We start from the raw sequence: 15829 nt of genomic DNA, 5'->3' as shown, positions 1-15829 counted from the left end.
GGGGGTCAGGCGGGGTTGTCCGACGGGGTGTCGTCGAGTGCGTCGAGGGTGGTGAGGACGTCGGCCAGCGCGCGGGCCGACTGCTCGACCAGCGGGCGCATCCGGCGGTAGAGGCCGGCGGCCGCGGGGTCGGGCTCGACGGGGTCGGAGACGCCGACCAGTGCCGTCGCCTCGTCGAGGTCGGGCAGCGCGCCCAGGGCGTGCAGGCCGAGCAGGCACGCGCCCAGGCCGGTGCCCTCGGGTGAGTCGGCCACCCGCACCGGCAGGTCCAGCGCCGCGGCCAGCGTCCGCACCCACAGCGAGGAGGCGACCGCGCCGCCGGTGGCGCGCACCTCGCGCACCGGCAGGCCGGTGGCCGAGAACGCGTCGCGGACCAGCGCCAGCTGCTGGCAGACGCCCTCGACGGCGGCGCGCACCAGGTGCCCGCGGCGGTGCTCGCGGCGCAGCCCGACGTAGGCGCCGCGCAGGCCGGAGCGCCACCACGGCGCCCGCTCCCCCAGCAGGTAGGGCAGGCACAGCAGCCCCGCGCTGCCGGCGGGACGCCCGCGGCCTCCTCGAGCAGCCGGGCGTCGAGGTCGTCGGCGTCCTCCCCCGTCAGTCCCTCCCCGCCGGCGAGGGCCTGCGCCGCCCACCGCACCACCGAGCCGCCGTTGTTGACCGCACCGCCGACCACCCAGTGGTCGTCGGTGAGCGCGTAGCAGAACAGCCGGTTCGCGGGGTCGACCGTCGGCGCCGGGACGACGACCCGCATCGCGCCGCTGGTGCCCAGTGAGACGGCGGCGACCTCGGGGCGGACCGCGCCGATGCCGAGGTTGGCCAGCACGCCGTCGGAGGCGCCGAGGACCAGGGGTGTGTCCGCGGGCAGCCCGGTGGCCGCGACGACGTCGGGGCGCAGGCCCTCCAGCACCGTCGTCGTCGGCAGCACCTCGCCCAGCTGCTCGGGGCGGACGCCGGCCACGTGCAGCGCCTCGGCGTCCCAGGCGCCGCTGCGGATGCCGTACAGCCCGGTCGACGAGGCGCAGGAGCGGTCGAGCACCTGCGGCCCGCCGCGCAGCGCCGACACCACGAGCTCCTTGACCCCGCCCCAGCGCGGCACCGACGCCAGGCGGTCGGGGTCCTCGGCCCGCAGCGAGGCGAGCTTGAGCAGCGGCGACATCGGGTGCACCGGCGTCCCGGTGCGGGCGTGCAGGCCACCGGCCCGGCCGTCGGCGCGCAGGGCCTCGGCGAACCCCGCGGCGCGGTCGTCGGCCCAGGTCACGAGCGGGCCGAGCGGACGGCCGTCGTCGTCCATGGGGACCAGGCCGTGCATCGCGGCCGACAGGCAGATCCCGACCACCCGGTCGCCGCGCTGGCGGGCGGCGGCCGAGACGGCGGCCAGGGCCTCGACGGCGGCACCGGCCAGGCGCTGCGCGTCCAGCTCGGCGCGGCCCGGGGCCGGCACCGACAGCGGGTAGCCGACGCTGACCAGGTCGCGGACCCGCCCGTCGGTGCCCGCGGTGACCGCCTTGGTCGCCGTCGTCCCGCTGTCCAGCCCGACCACGACGTCCATGCCGGGGATCCTGCCCGGACCGGTACCGGCGGCGCGAGCGGTCAGCCGGAGGCGGCCGCGGCCCGGCGCGGCAGCGCGGGGATCGCGAGGATCCGGTCGAGGTCGGTGGAGACCGCGACCACCAGCAGCCCGGTGCGGGCCGCGGTGGCGCCGACCGCCGGCACCGCGAAGTCGATCCAGGCGACCGGGCGGTAGGCGTCCACGGCGACCGCCCGGCGTACGTCGGACGCCGGGGGCGACGGGTCAGCGGTAGGCGGACCCGCCCCGCAGCCGGGCGCTCACGGCGGTGACCAGCGGCGCGAGGACGACGCCGTCGCGCGCCAGCCGCGCGCGCAGCGCCCGGCGGTGCCGGAGCACGCCGACCAGGCCGATCGCCCAGAACACGTACTGGACGGCGAACGCGGCGCGGAAGGCGCCCAGGTCGTAGTCGGTCGAGGCGCCGGGCGTGAGGACGTCGAGCACCGCGCCGATGGCGAGGATGGTCAGCAGCGAGGCGACGAACCCGCCGACGTTGACCACGCCGCTGGCGCTGCCCTGCCGCTCGGCCGGGTTCCAGGTGCGGGCGAAGTCGAAGCCGATCATCGAGCCCGGTCCGTTGGTGCCGAGGACGACGACCAGCCACACGAGCAGCCACAGCGGCGCCCGCCCGGGCCACAGCAGGACGACGGTCCACGTGCCGGCGGTCAGCGCCAGGATCGACAGGACGAGCACCGAGCGGCGCAGCGGCCAGCGCCCGCACAACCGGCCCAGCGCGGGCCCGACCCCCATGCCCACGACGACGAGCAGCGTGAGCAGCCCGGCCGCCGTCGCCGGCGACAGTCCCTGGCCGACGACGAGGAAGGGATAGCCCCACAGCAGCGCGAACACCGTGCCGGAGAACTGGGTGACCAGGTGCGTGTAGAGGCCGATCCGGGTGCCGGACTCCCGCCAGGTCAGCAGCAGGTTGCGCCGGACCTCGGCCATCCCCGCGGGCGGCGCGGTGGGCACACCGGGCGGGGCGTCGCGCAGCGTGGTGAGCACCAGGACGACGACGAGCACGCCCACCGCGGCGGCGCCGAGGAAGGTGTCCCGCCAGCCGGCGGCGTGCAGCAGCGCGACCAGCGGATAGGCGGCCAGGATCTGCCCGACCTGGCCGAGGATGCCGGTGAGCTGGGTGATCAGCGGGACGGTGCGGCCGGGGAACCAGAAGCCCACGACCCGCAGCACGCTGATGAACGTCATCGCGTCGCCGGCACCCACCAGCACGCGGGCGGCGACGGCGGTGGGGACGTCGGTGGCCAGCGCGAGGACCAGCTGGCCGGCGGCCATCGTCAGGCCGCCGGCGAGCACGAGCCTGCGGGACCCGAAGCGGTCCAGCGCCACGCCCACGGGCACCTGCAGGCCGGCGTACACGGCCAGCTGCAGCACCAGGAACAGCGAGATCGCCGAGGCGCCGGCGGAGAACCGCTCCTGCGCCTCCACCCCGGCCACCCCCAGCGAGGCCCGGTGGAAGACGGCGACGACGTAGGCGGCGAGCGCGGTGAGCCACACGGCGTAGGCGCGCAGCGGGGTGCGGGCGTCGGTCGGAGGCGTCACCTGGTGGACGACAGCAACCGCCCGCCGCTTGTTCCCGCGTCGCCCGTGAGTCGCCTCACGCGGCCGCGCGCCACGGACCGGGACCCCCGCCCTGGCACCACCGGGTGGCCGCAGCACCGGTCCCACCGGAGGACCTGACCGGGGACGCCCACCGCCGGGTGCGCAACCTCCTCGCGCTGGCCGCCTGCACGGCCGCCACGGGCTACCGGGCGACGACGATCTCCGGCACCGCCCGCGGGGGCCGGGTGTCCGACCGTCGTCCCCGAGCGGCCGTCAGCGGCGGGCCGGCCGCAGTGCCAGCACCGCCAGCGCGCCGGCCGCGCTGAGCCCGGCACCGGCGAACGCGGCGGCGTCCCACCCGGCGAGCAGCCCGGCCGCGGTGCCGGTGGGCGCGGCCGCGGTCACCAGCAGGACGACGAGGGTGACGCCGACGGCGGCGCCGAGGTAGCGGGCGGTGTTGTTCGCCCCGCTGCCCATGCCCGCCCGCTCCGCCGGCACGTGCGCCACCGCCTCCCGGCCGAGCGCGGCGTTGGCCGCCCCGTAGCCGACGCCGAGGACGACCAGCCCGGGCAGCAGGGACAGGGCCCGGCTCCCGGTGTCGAGGACGGCGAGCGCGGCCAGCCCCGCCGCCGACACCGCCAAGCCGCCGGCCAGCAGCACCCGCCCGTCGATCGCCGGCAGCCAGCGCAGCCCCACCGACGTCGCCGTCGCCACCGCCGACCACACCAGCACGAGCACCGTCACCGCCAGCAGGCTCTCGCCCAGGGCGCGCTGCAGCACGGTGGCCAGGAACGACATCAGCCCGACGGTGGCCGCGCCGGTGACCAGCGCGCCGAGCGTCGCGGCGACGAACCCCCGCACGCGGAACAGCCCGAGGTCGACCATCGGCGCGCGCACGCGGCTCTCGGCGAGGACGAAGGCGGCCGCCAGCACGACGCCGCCGGCGATCAGGCCGACGACGGTGCCGGTCCCCGCGCCGGTCCGGGTGGCCACCAGCCCGACGAGCAGGCAGCACACCGCGGCCACGAGCAGCACCGGCCCGGGGACGTCGACCCGCGGACGGCGTCCCGGCGGGGCGTGCGGCAGCAGCAGCCGCGCCGCGACCGCCAGCAGCAGCGTGACGACGGCGGTGACCGCGTGCGTGGCGCGCCAGCCGGTCTCGCCGTCGAGGACCACCGCGGCCAGGCCGCCGACGCCGGTGCCCGCCCCGAGGGCGGCGCCCCACACGGCCGCCGCCCGGGCGCGCGCGGGCCCCAGCGGGAAGACCTGCGCGATCAGGCCGAGCGAGCAGGCGAGGACCGCGGCTCCGCCCACGCCCTCGACGAGCCGGCCGGCGACGAAGACCCCGGTGGAGTCCGCGGCGGCCGTCAGCGCGGCGCCGGCGGCCAGCAGCACGAGACCCGCGGTGAACACCCGCCGGCGGCCCAGGTCGTCGGCGGCCGCGCCGGTGACCAGCAGCGCCGCGGCCAGCCCGACGCTCATCGCCGACAGCAGCCACGCCTGCCCGCCCGCGCCGGTGCCCAGGTCGGTCGCCGTCGCGACGGAGGTGGCCAGCGGGGTGACGAAGGCGGCGAGGACGACCAGGGTGCTGGCCGCGACGACGGCCAGCGTCCGCCGCTGCAGGGCGGCAGGGGTGCCCGCGGCGGGGGCGGCGTCGTTCCGGGACGTGACCGAGCGGGACATCCGCGCTCCCAGCAGCAGGTCGGTTGGACTGTCCAACCGAGGGGAGCCGACGCTAGCAGGAGCCGGTGCCGGCGCACCACCCCGGCGGGCAGGCAGGCATGGCAGGCAGGCATGGCAAGCGGGCATGGCAGGCAGGCATGGGCGGCGCGGCTCAGGGGCAAGGCCAGTCCGAGGAGCACCGTCCGGGTGCCACCAGACAGGGAGGAGCGCCGCCCATGGCGTCCGTCATCCACTTCACCATCGCGACCGTCGCCGAGGAGAGCCCCGACTTCCGCCGGGTCCTGTGGACGGGGAAGAACACGCAGCTCGTCGTCATGACCATCCCGCCGGGCGGGGAGATCGGCGAGGAGGTCCACGAGGACATCGACCAGATCCTCACCTTCGTCAGCGGGGTCGGGGAGGCGAAGGTCGGCGGCGCCACGAAGAAGGTGGCCCAGGGCGACCTCGTCGTCGTCCCGGCCGGCACCAAGCACAACTTCCTCAACACCGGGCCGAACCCGCTGGTGCTCTACACCGTCTACGGCCCGCCGGAGCACGCCGACGGCGCGGTGCACCACACCAAGGAGGAGGCCGACGAGGCGGAGGAGTCCGGCCAGGACGAGCCGCCCACCGAGGACTGACCCCTCCCCCGGTGCCGTCCGCCCGATCCGGGACGGCACCGGGGACACTGGGCCGGTGAGCACCGTCGACACCCGGAGCACCCAGGACACCGCCGAGGTCACCGCCGCCCTGCGCCGGGCCGGGATCGCCGACGTCGACGACTCGGGCCTCGCCCGCGCGCTGTACTCCTCCGACGGCTCGCTCTACCGCGTGCTGCCGCGCGCCGTCGTCCGCCCGCGCGCCGCCGACGAGGTGGTCGCCGCCCTGGAGGTCTGCCGCGACCTCGGCGTGCCGCTGACCATGCGCGGCGCGGGCACCTCGATCGCCGGGAACGCCGTGGGCACCGGCGTCGTCGTCGACACCAGCCGGTACCTGCACCGGGTGCACTCCGTCGACGCCGAGACGCGCACCGCCGTCGTCGACCCCGGCGTCGTGCAGGCCGCGCTGCAGGCGGCGGCCCGGCCGGCCGGGCTGCGCTTCGGCCCCGACCCGAGCACGTCCAACCGCTGCACGATCGGCGGGATGATCGGCAACAACGCCTGCGGCTCGCGGGCGCTGGGCTACGGCCGCACGTCGGACAACGTGGTGGGCCTCGACGTCGTCACCGGCTCCGGGCAGCGGCTGCGGTTGGCCTCCGGGTCCGCGGCCCCCGGCCTCGACGACCTGCGCACCCTCGTCGCCGGCGAGCTCGCCACCATCCGCACCGAGCTCGGCACGTTCGGCCGGCAGGTGTCGGGCTACTCGCTGGAGCACCTGCTGCCCGAGCACGGCTTCGACGTCGCCCGCGCGCTGGTCGGCAGCGAGGGGACGCTGGCCGTCGTCCTCGGCGCCACCGTGCGGCTGGTCGCCGACGCGCCGTACCGCGGGCTGGTCGTGCTCGGCTACCCGTCGATGGCCGAGGCTGCCGACGCCACCCCGGGGCTGCTGCGGCACGGGCCGACCGCCGTCGAGGGCCTCGACGAGCGGATCGTGCAGCGGCTGCGCGACGTGCCGGCCGCCGTCGTGCCCGACCTGCCGAAGGGCGCCGGCTGGCTGATCGTGGAGCTGACCGGCGACACCGTCGCCGAGGTGCAGGCCAAGGGCGCGGCCGTGGTCGCCGACGCCGGGGCGCTGGACAGCACGGTGGTCACCGACGTCGCGCACGCCGCGGCGATCTGGCGGATCCGCGAGGACGGCGCCGGGCTGGCCGCGCGCACCTCCGACGGCCGGCCCGCGCACGCCGGCTGGGAGGACGCCGCGGTCCCGGTGACCTCGCTGGGCGCCTACCTGCGCGAGTTCGACGCGCTGCTCGACGGGCACGGGCTGCAGGGCGTGCCGTACGGGCACTTCGGCGACGGCTGCGTGCACGTGCGCATCGACTTCCCGTTCGGCCGCGAGCCCGACCGCGGCCGGGCCGCCTACCGCGCCTTCGTGGAGGACGCCGCCCGGCTGGTCGCCCGCTACGGGGGGTCGGTGTCGGGCGAGCACGGCGACGGCCGCGCCCGCAGCGAGCTGCTCAGCAGCATGTACTCCCCCGCCGCGCTCGACCTGTTCGCGCGGGTCAAGGGCCTGTTCGACCCCGACGACGTGCTCAACCCCGGCGTGCTGGTGCGCCCGGCCCGCCTCGACGACGACGTCCGGGTCGCCGCGGCGCCGCGGCTGCGCCGCAGCGACTCGCCCACCCTGGCCCTGCTCTACCGGCACGACGGCGGCGACTTCTCCAACGCCGTGCACCGCTGCACCGGCGTCGGCAAGTGCCGGGCCGAGCCGTCGGGCGTCGCGGTGATGTGCCCCTCGTACCCGGCCACCCGCGAGGAGAAGGACTCCACGCGCGGCCGGGCCCGGGTCCTGCAGGAGATGCTCGCCCCCGGCGGCCCGGTGCGGGACTGGCGCTCGCCGGAGGTGCACGAGGCGCTGGACCTGTGCCTGTCGTGCAAGGGCTGCTCCCGCGACTGCCCGACCGGCGTGGACATGGCCAGCTACAAGTCCGAGGTGCTGCACCAGAGCTACCGCCGCCGGATCCGGCCGCTGTCGCACTACACGCTGGGCAGGCTGCCGATGTGGTCCGACCTCGCGGCGCGGGCGCCGCGGCTGGTCAACGCGGTGATGCGCTCGCGGTTCGGCGGGCGGGTGGCGAAGTGGGGCGCCGGCGTGGACCGGCGGCGCTCGCTGCCCGCCTTCGCACCGCGCACCTTCCGGCAGCAGTGGACGGCGCGCCCCGGGAACGGGGCCCCGGTGGCGCTCTGGGTGGACTCGTTCACCGACCACTTCGCCCCGCAGGTCGCCCTGGCCGCGGCGCGGGTGCTCGAGGCGGCGGGCTACTCGGTGCAGGTGCCCGGCGACGACACCTGCTGCGGCCTGACCTGGACGACGACCGGGCAGCTCGACACCGCGCGGCGCATCCTCGGCGACACCGTGCACGAGCTGGCGCCGCTGGCCGACGCGGGCATCCCGATCGTGGGCGTGGAGCCCTCGTGCACCGCGGCGCTGCGCAGCGACGCCGTCGAGCTGCTCGACGACCCGGCCGCTGCACGGGTCGCCGCCGGGACGCGGACGCTCGCCGAGCTGCTCACCGCCACCGAGGGCTGGACGCCGCCGTCGCTGGCCGGCGTCGAGGTGGTCGCGCAGCCGCACTGCCACCACCACGCGGTGATGGGCTGGGCGACCGACGAGCGGCTGCTGCGCAGCGCCGGCGCGACGGTCACCCGGCTCGGCGGCTGCTGCGGGCTGGCGGGCAACTGGGGCGTCGAGCGCGGCCACCACGAGGTGTCGGTGGCGATCGCCGAGCAGCAGCTGCTGCCCGCCGTCCGGGAGGCCGGCCCGGACGCGGTCGTCCTGGCCGACGGGTTCTCCTGCCGCACGCAGCTCGACCAGCTGGCCGACCGGCCGGGGCGGCACCTCGCCGAGCTCCTGGCCGACGCGCTGGACCGGGAATGAGCCGCCGGCCGGCGCGTTGCCGCGGGGCATGACCACTCTCGGCATCATCGGCGCCGGCCACATCGGCACGGCGCTCGCGCAGGCAGCCGGCGACATCGGCTACGACGTCGTGCTCTCCAACTCCCGCGGCCCCGAGACCCTCGCCGGTCTCGTCGACGCCCTCGGCGACCGCCCGTCGCGGAAGGGCACCGTCCGGGCGGCCACGGCCGCCGAGGCCGGTGCCGCGGGTGACCTGGTCGTGGTCACCGTGCCGCTCAAGGCGGTCGACGACGTCCCGGTCGAGCCGCTGGCCGGCAAGGTCGTCATCGACACCAACAACTACTACCCGCAGCGCGACGGGCACATCGCGGCCCTCGACGACGAGACGACGACGACCGCCGAGCTGCTGCAGGACCACCTGCCCACCTCGCGCGTGGTCAAGGCGTTCAACCACATCCTCGCCGCGGACATCACCGCCCGCCGGACCCCGCCGGGGACGCCGAACCGGCGGGCGCTGGCGATCGCCGGCGACGACGCGTCGGCCAAGGAGACGGTGGCCTCGTTCATCGACGAGCTCGGCTTCGACGTCGTCGACCTCGGCCCGCTGGCCGAGGGCTGGCGCATCCAGCGCGACACCCCCGGCTACGGCGCCGACCTCGACGCCGGCGGGCTCACCGCGGCGCTCGCCGCGGCCAGGCGCTACCGCGACGTGTGAGCGGCGGGGCCGCCGGGTCGCTCAGGCGGCCCGGCGGTCCCGGCGGTCGCGGGCGGCGGCCAGCACGGTGGGGGCCAGCGCCGCGGCGATCCGCGCGTAGCCGGCCGACGAGGGGTGGAACCGGTCGGCGGAGAACAGCGACGGGTCGCGGCCGAACGCGGCGCCCACCTCGGCCGACACCGCGGCGACGGTGGCACCGTGCGCGACGGCGACCTCGGCCTGGCGCTGCTGCAGCAGCGCGCACGCGGCCCGCACGACCGGCCGCAGCGCCGGCGGCACGAACGGCACGCTGGACATGTCCGGTGCGGGGACCACGACGACGTCGGTGCCGGCGGCCTGCAGGTCCCGGACGGCGGCGCCGAGCGCGGCGGTCGCGGCGTCGGCGGGGAGGAAGCGGGCGAGGTCGTTGGCGCCGATCACCACGACGGCGAGGTCGGCGCCCAGCGGGGCTGCCCGGCGCACCTGGGCGGCGAGGTCGCGGGAGACCGCGCCGGGCACGGCCAGCACGGTGAGGTCGGTGTCGATGCCCTCGCTGCGCAGGACCTGCGCCAGCCGCGGGCCGAGGCCGTCCTCGACGCGGGCGGCACCGCTGCCGTACGCGATCGAGTCACCGAGGACGACGAGGCGGATCGGGTCGGTCACGACCGGTGCAACGCCGGCCGGCGGGGCGCTGTGCCCGCCGGCCGGCATGCGGTACGTCTCAGGGGCTGCGCTTACGCGCGCGGGCCGCCTGCGGCGTAGACGACCTGGCCGGACACGAAGCCGGCGCCCTCGCTGACGAAGAACGACACGAGGTGGGCGATGTCCTCGGGCTGGCCGACGCGGGCCACCGGGATCTGCGAGGCGGCGCCCTTGATGAAGTCGTCGAAGGCGATGCCCATGCGCTCCGCGGTCGCCCTGGTCATCTCGGTCTGGATGAAGCCGGGGGCGATGGCGTTGGCGGTGACGCCGAACTTGCCGAGCTCGATGGCCAGGGTCTTGGTGAAGCCCTGCAGGCCGGCCTTGGCGGTGGCGTAGTTGGCCTGGCCGCGGTTGCCCAGCGCCGAGACGCTCGAGAGGTTGACGATCCGGCCGAACCCGGCGTCGACCATGTACTTCTGGCAGGCCCGGCTCATGAGGAAGGCACCGCGCAGGTGCACGTTCATGACGACGTCCCAGTCGACCTCGGTCATCTTGAACAGCATGTTGTCGCGGGTGACGCCGGCGTTGTTGACGAGCACGACGGGCGCGCCGAGCTCGGCGGCGACCCGGTCGACGGCGGCCTGCACCTGCTCGGCGTCGCTGACGTCGGCACCCACGCCGAGCGCCGTGCCGCCGGCGGCCTCGATGGCCTGCACGGTCTCCTTGGTGTTCGCCTCGTCGAGGTCGAGCACGGCCACGGCGTACCCGTCGGCGGCCAGCCGCTGCGCCGTCGCGGCGCCGATGCCGCGCGCGGCGCCGGTCACGATGGCGACGCGGGGGGTTGCCTCGCTCATGGGAGTTCCTCTCGCTGGGGTGGGGCGGCGTCGTCGCCGGCCGTCCGGTCCGGGGCCGCCCACCGGGAGGTACCGGCGGGTAGCCCACGCTGCGCCGGACACGTTACGTCGGGCCCCGGGCGTTCCTCCGGCGGCCCCGCCGGACCGCAGATCAGGGCCAGATCGAGGCGACGATGATCGCGGCCACCGACAGCTGGGCCGCGGCGCTGACCAGGCTCGCGGGGTGGAAGCCGACCTCGGTGACGAGGGCGCCCATCTTCCCCGGCGTGAGCAGGTCGAGGGCGAGGAACGCGACCGCCTGCAGCAGGACGCCCAGCACGCCGAACACCACGGTGTAGAGCAGCGCCTGGCCGAACCCGGAGGTGGCGTTGGTCCAGATCGTGGTGAAGATGATCGCGCCCTGGGCGAGGAAGCCCGCCGACAGCACGATCGCCGCGCTCACCGACCGGTCCTCGTAGATGCGCCGGCCCAGGTGGCCGGGCGTCAGCAGGTCGAGGGCGAGGTAGCCGACGGCCAGCAGCACGAGGCCGACGGCGGTGTAGGCGACGGCGTAGCCGATGCTGGCCAGCACGAGGGGACCTCCGGGAGGGGCTGGGGCGGACGGGCGTGCAGTGTCTACCGCACCGGCTCCCAGGACCGCACAGGGCGCCCCGCGTCGTCAGCTCCCGGGGCGGACGACGTCGACCCGTTCGAACCCCTCGTCCTCCGTCGGAGGGCGGAACCGCGACCGCGCGGCCAGGACGCCGACCAGGGGCACGCGGGCGTGGCCCTCGCGGGCGTCGTTGCGGGCCAGACACTGCTCCAGCGGGGTGTCCACCCACACCGCGCGCACCGGGACACCGGCGGCGCGGGCCGCGACCACGAGCGGCGCGCGCTCCTCCGGCGAGGGGTTCGTGTTGTCGACGACGACGCTGCGCCCGCCCGCGAGCAGCCCGGCGACGACCCGCTGCTGGCGGGCCTCCCGCCGGCGGGCGCGGGGCCAGTGGTCCTTGCTGACCACGGCGTGCGTGGCGGCCAGGTGCCGCTGCACCCACGTCGACTTGCCCGCACCCTGCAGGCCGACCATGACCACCAGCTCGGGGGCCCCGGCCGGGTCGGTCCCGCTGTCCCGGCCTCCCCGCGGGAGCCCGCCACGGGCGTGCGGGTGGCGGGGGACGGGGAGGTCCGTGCTCATGCCGTGCGGCGCAGCGCCGTCACCGGCTCGTCGTCGTCCATCCCCACGCGGGACGCGGGGTGCTCGACCAGCGCGAGCACGCGGCCGGACATGAACCGCGCGGTGCGGACCGGGGTGCCGCCGCGGGTGCTCTCGACGACCTCCACGACCCCGCGGCCGTGGCTCACGTCGACGCGCCGCCCGGCGCGGGTGGCCTCGATCTCGTACGTGCGGGTCGTGCCGCCGGCGTCGATCACGACCTCGATGCGATCGCCCTTCACGGGTCCTCCTCAGGGGTGCTGCCGGGCACCGTGCCCGACTACTGATCAACGTCCTCCTGGGGTCCGACATTCCGTGCCGGGAGCCTGTCTGCGCAGGTCAGTCCGGGGATCCGCGCCTCGAGGGCCAGTGCGGGTGCAGGGACCGCACCGACGCGAGCGCGGCCCGGCGGTCGTGCGCGCGCTTGCGGGCACGGCTGGTCCGCGGGGGCCGTGGCTCCTCCCGCAGGAGGGCGTCGAGCCAGTGCCCGCGCGGGTCGACGTCGACCAGCAGCGCCTTGACCAGCAGCGTCAGCGGGATGGCCAGCAGCGCGCCCAGCGCGCCCAGCACCCAGCCCCAGAACAGCAGGGCGAGGAAGGTGACCGTCATCGACAGGCCGACCGAGTCGCCGACGAAGCGCGGCTGGATGAGCGTCTGGACGACGAAGTTGAGCAGCGCGTAGACGCCGAGGATCACCCAGAACTCGGTCCAGCCGCCGTCGAGCAGGCCGAGCAGCGCCGGCGGGATGACGCCGAGCACGAAGCCGATGTTGGGCACGTAGTTGGTGATGAACGACAGCAGGCCCCACAGCACCGGCAGCGGCACGTCGAGGATCGCGAGCGCGACGGTGTCCCCCACGGCCACGATCGCGCCGAAGACCGTGCTGACCAGCAGGTAGCTCCGCGTGCCGCGGGCGAACAGGCCCAGTGCGATCGGCAGGTGCGGCCGCTCCTCGGCGACGAGCGCCAGCCGCCGGCCGAACCCGCCGGACTCGATGGCCAGGAAGACCATCGCGGAGAGCAGGAGGACCAGCGTCGAGGCGGTGTCGGTGACCCGGGCGAGCAGGCCGGTGGCCACGCCGACGAGCTGGCCGTAGTCGAACCGGTCGACGAGGTTCTCGATCTGCGTGGAGGACAGCCCGGCCTCGTCGAGCCGTCGGACGGTGTCGTCGAGCAGGACGGCGAACTGCGGCGCGTAGTCGGGCAGCAGGACGGCGAACTGGGCGATCGCCACCACCAGCAGCGAGCCCAGCCCGAGCAGCACGCCCCAGACGAGCACCAGCAGCACGGTGGCCGCCGCCCAGCGCGGCACGTGGTGGCGCAGCAGCCAGCGCTGCACCGGCATGAGCGCCACGACGACGACGAGGGCCAGCATCACCGGCGCGATCAGCCACGCGATCTCGCGCACCCCGGCGATGGCGATCGTCGCGGCGGCGGCACCGACGAGCATCAGCAGCCAGCGCGGCAGCACCCGGCTGCCGGCCAGGGCGGCCGGCTCCGGGGCCGGGTCCCCGTCCGGCTCGCCGCCGGGGCGGAGGGCGCCGACGACGTCGTCCACGGACAGGTCGCCGGCCAGCTCGGTCGCCTCCGGCGGCGGGACCAGCCGGGAGGCCCCGGACTGCGGCCGGTCCGCAGCCGGGCCGGGCAGCTGCGACTGCGCGACCATGGACGTCCCTCCCCCCGTTCGGTGACGTGGCACACCAGGGTGTCACGCCGGGGCTGCTCCCGGTGGGAGCCTCAGCCCACGCCGCGGTCGAGCAGCGCGGTCATCTCCGGCAGGTCGAAGAACGCCGCGGTCTCGCGGGCGCTGGGCCCGCCGGCGTCGGGGTCGGCACCGGCGTCGAGCAGGATCCGCACCCCGGCCTGCGAGCGGCGGAACACCGCCGCGGCCAACGCCGTCTGCCCCCGGTCGTTGGCCCGCCCGGAGTCGGCGCCGCGGGCCAGCAGCGCGGCGACCGTCTCCGGGTGGTCGTGGTAGGCGGCCAGGATGAGCAGCGTGTCGCCCTTCTCGTTGGTCAGGTCGACCGGCACGCCGGCGTCGACGTAGGCGGCGAGCTCCTCGGTCTGCCCGGAGCGGGCGAGGTCGAAGACCCGCCGGGCCAGCTCGAGGACGCCGGGGTCGATCGGCTCGCTCACGACGCCGCCCCGCCGCCGACCCGGTCGACGAGGTCGAGCAGGCGGCGCCACGCGTCCTGGCAGGCGTCCTCCCACTCCGGCGCGGCCCGGTCGAAGAAGGAGTGCGGCGCGCCGTCGTAGACGGCGGTGGTGACGTCGGCTCCGCCCCCGCGCATGGTCTCGGCCAGGGCGAGCTGGTCCTCGACGGGTGTCGCGGCGTCGGCGCCCGCGATCAGCACCAGCGTCGGGCGGGAGGCGCGGGCGGCGGCGTCGCCGACCATCGCCGGGCGGCCGTAGAACCCGGCGCAGGCGGCGACGTCGAGGTCGCCGCCGGCCTGCCGCCAGGAGTGGCTGCCGCCGAAGCAGAAGCCGACCGTCACCACCGGCAGCTCCGGTCGGGTGCGCCGACGCAGCTCGGCGATCGCGGCGGTGAGGTCGGCGTCGACGCCCTCGGGGGTCGTCTGCGGGACGTGGGCCTGCCAGTCGAAGCCGGCGTCGCGGGTGCCGCCCTCGGCGGGACCGGCGGTGCGCCCGAACCAGTCGAGCGCGACGGCGGGGACGCCGGCCTCGGCGAACCGCTCGGCCAGCGCCACGTAGTAGGGGTGCAGGCCGCGGATGTCGGGCAGGACGACCACCCCGGCGGTCGCGGCGGCGACGTCGGCGGGCAGTGCGTAGGCGGCGGAGAACTGCGTGCCGTCGGCCGCGGTGAGGACGGTCTGCCCGGTCTCGCCCACCGCGCCGGTGCGCGGCGGTGCGGGCGGGCGGCTGGCGGGGTCGTGGCACATGCCCGCAGTGCTACCAGCCCGTCTGCGGCGCTGCTCGACGACCCCGGTGCTCGGCGACCCGGTGCTCGGCGACCCGGTGCTCAGTGACCCCCGGTGCGCTCCGCGGCCCGCGCCCGGCCGCCGAAGACGTCGGCGGCGACGTCGCGGCGGGCGTCGGTGAGCCACTCGTACTGGCGGTGCGCCTGGTCGATGAGCCGGTCGAGCTCGGGCTTGTCGAGGCGGTCGTCGACCTCCGCCACGATCCGCAGGGTCTCGAAGCCGCTGCGCTTGGCGCGCACCCCCGAGGCGAGGAACTCGAACTCGACGAGGTCCGACAGCGGCGAGCGCGAGAGGAACCGCCCGTTCAGCTTGGCGCGGGTGACCTTCTCGGCCAGCCACACGCCGAGCTGCTTGTACTGGCGCACGGGGACGCCCAGCGCCCGCGCCGTGGCGAGCAGCGAGGACTTCTCGTCGCGCAGCTCGTCGAGCAGCTGCACCAGCGGCGCCTCCCAGCGCGAGCCGCGGTGCACGCCGATCATCCGGCAGACCAGCTCGATGCCGCCGGTGGCCGAGGCCAGGTGGTCGTTGACGTAGACGCCGAGGAGCTCGGCGTTGCGCCGCGGCTGCACGGGTTCGGACACGGGAGCCTCCTGGGGAGCGGGACCACCGCATCCTCCCGCGTGCGGTGATCACGCCGCGCGGGGGTGTCCCCTAACCGGGCGTCCGGCCGGCGGCGCGGTCGAGCAGCCGGGCCGCGGTGGGCCGCAGCTCCCGCTCGAGGTCCCAGGAGGCCGCGGCCAGCCGCTGGGCGACCGCCTGCCGCGAGACGCCGAGCGCCGCGGCGGCCGCGGCCCGGGTCACCCCGGCGGCGACCAGGTCGACGGCCGCCCACGCCGCGGCACTGCGCCGGGCGAGGAGGACGGCGAGGGCGGTGAGCACCGCCTGGGCGTCGGCGGCCGCCTCGGGGTCGGTCCCGCGCACCGCCAGCCGCGCCGGGCGGCGCCCGGCGGCCTCCAGTGCGCGGCGCGCGGCCAGCGTCACCGGGGCGTCGTCCGGACCGGTCGGCGCCGCGCCCACCCCGATCCGGAGGCCACCCGCGCGCACCAGCGCGACGACGGCGTCGACGGCCGCGGCGGCGTCGTCGACGACGGCGACCCAGCCCTCGCCGACCGGCCGCGCCCGGGACCCGAGCACCGCCGGTGGTCCTCCCGCGACGGCGCCCGCGGCCCGCGGGGCGCAGGCGAGGGCCAGGGGCACGCGCGCAGCG

Annotated in this window: 17 protein-coding genes and 1 pseudogene; 3 read left to right on the top strand and 15 right to left on the bottom strand. The window is 76.8% G+C overall.

Annotation, left to right across the window (positions count from 1 at the left end; genetic code table 11):
* Nucleotides 1–5: 5 nt before the first annotated feature.
* The 5 genes and pseudogenes from JD79_RS23840 to JD79_RS14955 form a co-directional block, all read right to left on the bottom strand.
* Nucleotides 6–632: an FGGY-family carbohydrate kinase gene (locus JD79_RS23840; RefSeq protein WP_245900118.1), complete on the bottom strand. Its 627-nt coding sequence runs from the start codon at nt 630–632 to the stop codon at nt 6–8.
* Between the two features lie 233 nt (nt 633–865).
* Nucleotides 866–1549 (bottom strand): annotated as a pseudogene (locus JD79_RS23835) (FGGY family carbohydrate kinase); the annotation flags it as partial.
* 41 nt (nt 1550–1590) lie between these two features.
* Nucleotides 1591–1752 carry a hypothetical protein gene (locus tag JD79_RS22715; RefSeq protein ID WP_170149216.1) on the bottom strand — a complete coding sequence of 54 codons (162 nt, stop codon included), beginning with the start codon at nt 1750–1752 and terminating at the stop codon, nt 1591–1593.
* Nucleotides 1753–1792: 40 nt separating this feature from the next.
* Complete coding sequence (locus tag JD79_RS14960; RefSeq protein WP_110006168.1) at nt 1793–3124, bottom strand: MFS transporter; 1332 nt, start codon at nt 3122–3124, stop codon at nt 1793–1795.
* Nucleotides 3125–3397: 273 nt separating this feature from the next.
* The gene (locus tag JD79_RS14955; RefSeq protein ID WP_170149215.1) at nt 3398–4807 is read right to left on the bottom strand and encodes an MFS transporter; all 1410 of its coding nucleotides are present in this window, start codon (nt 4805–4807) and stop codon (nt 3398–3400) included.
* Nucleotides 4808–5022: 215 nt separating this feature from the next.
* Between JD79_RS14955 and JD79_RS14950 the strand changes: the two genes are divergently transcribed.
* Genes JD79_RS14950 through JD79_RS14940 form a run of 3 tightly spaced genes read left to right on the top strand, consistent with a single transcriptional unit; the run spans nt 5023 to nt 9017 of the window.
* Entirely contained in the window at nt 5023–5427 is a 405-nt protein-coding gene (locus tag JD79_RS14950; RefSeq protein WP_110006166.1) for a cupin domain-containing protein, read from the top strand.
* A 55-nt stretch (nt 5428–5482) separates the two neighbouring features.
* A complete protein-coding gene (locus JD79_RS14945; protein ID WP_110006165.1) occupies nt 5483–8323 on the top strand; it encodes an FAD-binding and (Fe-S)-binding domain-containing protein in 2841 nt (946 codons plus the stop codon).
* Between the two features lie 28 nt (nt 8324–8351).
* Nucleotides 8352–9017 carry an NADPH-dependent F420 reductase gene (locus tag JD79_RS14940; RefSeq protein WP_110006164.1) on the top strand — a complete coding sequence of 222 codons (666 nt, stop codon included), beginning with the start codon at nt 8352–8354 and terminating at the stop codon, nt 9015–9017.
* Nucleotides 9018–9038: 21 nt separating this feature from the next.
* Here the strand turns inward: JD79_RS14940 and JD79_RS14935 are convergent, their stop codons facing one another.
* The 10 genes from JD79_RS14935 to JD79_RS14890 form a co-directional block, all read right to left on the bottom strand.
* A complete protein-coding gene (locus JD79_RS14935) occupies nt 9039–9659 on the bottom strand; it encodes an SGNH/GDSL hydrolase family protein (RefSeq protein WP_245900117.1) in 621 nt (206 codons plus the stop codon).
* A 71-nt stretch (nt 9660–9730) separates the two neighbouring features.
* The gene (fabG, locus tag JD79_RS14930) at nt 9731–10492 is read right to left on the bottom strand and encodes a 3-oxoacyl-ACP reductase FabG (RefSeq protein ID WP_110006162.1); all 762 of its coding nucleotides are present in this window, start codon (nt 10490–10492) and stop codon (nt 9731–9733) included.
* A 151-nt stretch (nt 10493–10643) separates the two neighbouring features.
* Complete coding sequence (locus tag JD79_RS14925; RefSeq protein WP_110006161.1) at nt 10644–11063, bottom strand: DUF350 domain-containing protein; 420 nt, start codon at nt 11061–11063, stop codon at nt 10644–10646.
* Nucleotides 11064–11150: 87 nt separating this feature from the next.
* Nucleotides 11151–11666: an ATP-binding protein gene (locus tag JD79_RS14920; protein ID WP_245900116.1), complete on the bottom strand. Its 516-nt coding sequence runs from the start codon at nt 11664–11666 to the stop codon at nt 11151–11153.
* Nucleotides 11663–11926, bottom strand: a complete 264-nt coding sequence (locus tag JD79_RS14915) for a hypothetical protein (protein WP_110006160.1) — start codon at nt 11924–11926, stop codon at nt 11663–11665. Before JD79_RS14915 ends, JD79_RS14920 begins: the two co-directional genes overlap by 4 nt.
* Before the next feature lie 97 nt (nt 11927–12023).
* Entirely contained in the window at nt 12024–13349 is a 1326-nt protein-coding gene (locus JD79_RS14910; protein ID WP_211307989.1) for an AI-2E family transporter, read from the bottom strand.
* A gap of 71 nt (nt 13350–13420) precedes the next feature.
* Entirely contained in the window at nt 13421–13819 is a 399-nt protein-coding gene (locus tag JD79_RS14905) for an ankyrin repeat domain-containing protein (RefSeq protein ID WP_110006159.1), read from the bottom strand.
* Complete coding sequence (locus JD79_RS14900; RefSeq protein ID WP_110006158.1) at nt 13816–14583, bottom strand: dienelactone hydrolase family protein; 768 nt, start codon at nt 14581–14583, stop codon at nt 13816–13818. The genes JD79_RS14905 and JD79_RS14900 overlap by 4 nt, the downstream gene beginning before the upstream one ends.
* A gap of 80 nt (nt 14584–14663) precedes the next feature.
* The gene (locus JD79_RS14895) at nt 14664–15203 is read right to left on the bottom strand and encodes a hypothetical protein (protein WP_110006157.1); all 540 of its coding nucleotides are present in this window, start codon (nt 15201–15203) and stop codon (nt 14664–14666) included.
* 70 nt (nt 15204–15273) lie between these two features.
* On the bottom strand, nt 15274–15819 hold the full coding sequence (locus tag JD79_RS14890) for a hypothetical protein (protein WP_146220457.1): 546 nt from the start codon (nt 15817–15819) through the stop codon (nt 15274–15276).
* Nucleotides 15820–15829: the final 10 nt, after the last annotated feature.

This window comes from Geodermatophilus normandii (assembly GCF_003182485.1).
Classification (GTDB): Bacteria; Actinomycetota; Actinomycetes; order Mycobacteriales; family Geodermatophilaceae; genus Geodermatophilus; species Geodermatophilus normandii.
This window is presented reverse-complemented; position numbering and strand designations above follow the sequence as displayed.

What these genes read in the sequence shown, in the direction of transcription:
- JD79_RS14955 (WP_170149215.1), bottom strand. Translation starts at nt 4,807, where the DNA reads ATGTCCCGCTCGGTCACGTCCCGGAACGACGCCGCCCCCGCCGCGGGC.
- JD79_RS14950 (WP_110006166.1), top strand. Translation starts at nt 5,023, where the DNA reads ATGGCGTCCGTCATCCACTTCACCATCGCGACCGTCGCCGAGGAGAGC.
- JD79_RS14940 (WP_110006164.1), top strand. Translation starts at nt 8,352, where the DNA reads ATGACCACTCTCGGCATCATCGGCGCCGGCCACATCGGCACGGCGCTC.
- fabG (WP_110006162.1), bottom strand. Translation starts at nt 10,492, where the DNA reads ATGAGCGAGGCAACCCCCCGCGTCGCCATCGTGACCGGCGCCGCGCGC.
- JD79_RS14920 (WP_245900116.1), bottom strand. Translation starts at nt 11,666, where the DNA reads ATGAGCACGGACCTCCCCGTCCCCCGCCACCCGCACGCCCGTGGCGGG.
- JD79_RS14910 (WP_211307989.1), bottom strand. Translation starts at nt 13,349, where the DNA reads ATGGTCGCGCAGTCGCAGCTGCCCGGCCCGGCTGCGGACCGGCCGCAG.
- JD79_RS14900 (WP_110006158.1), bottom strand. Translation starts at nt 14,583, where the DNA reads ATGTGCCACGACCCCGCCAGCCGCCCGCCCGCACCGCCGCGCACCGGC.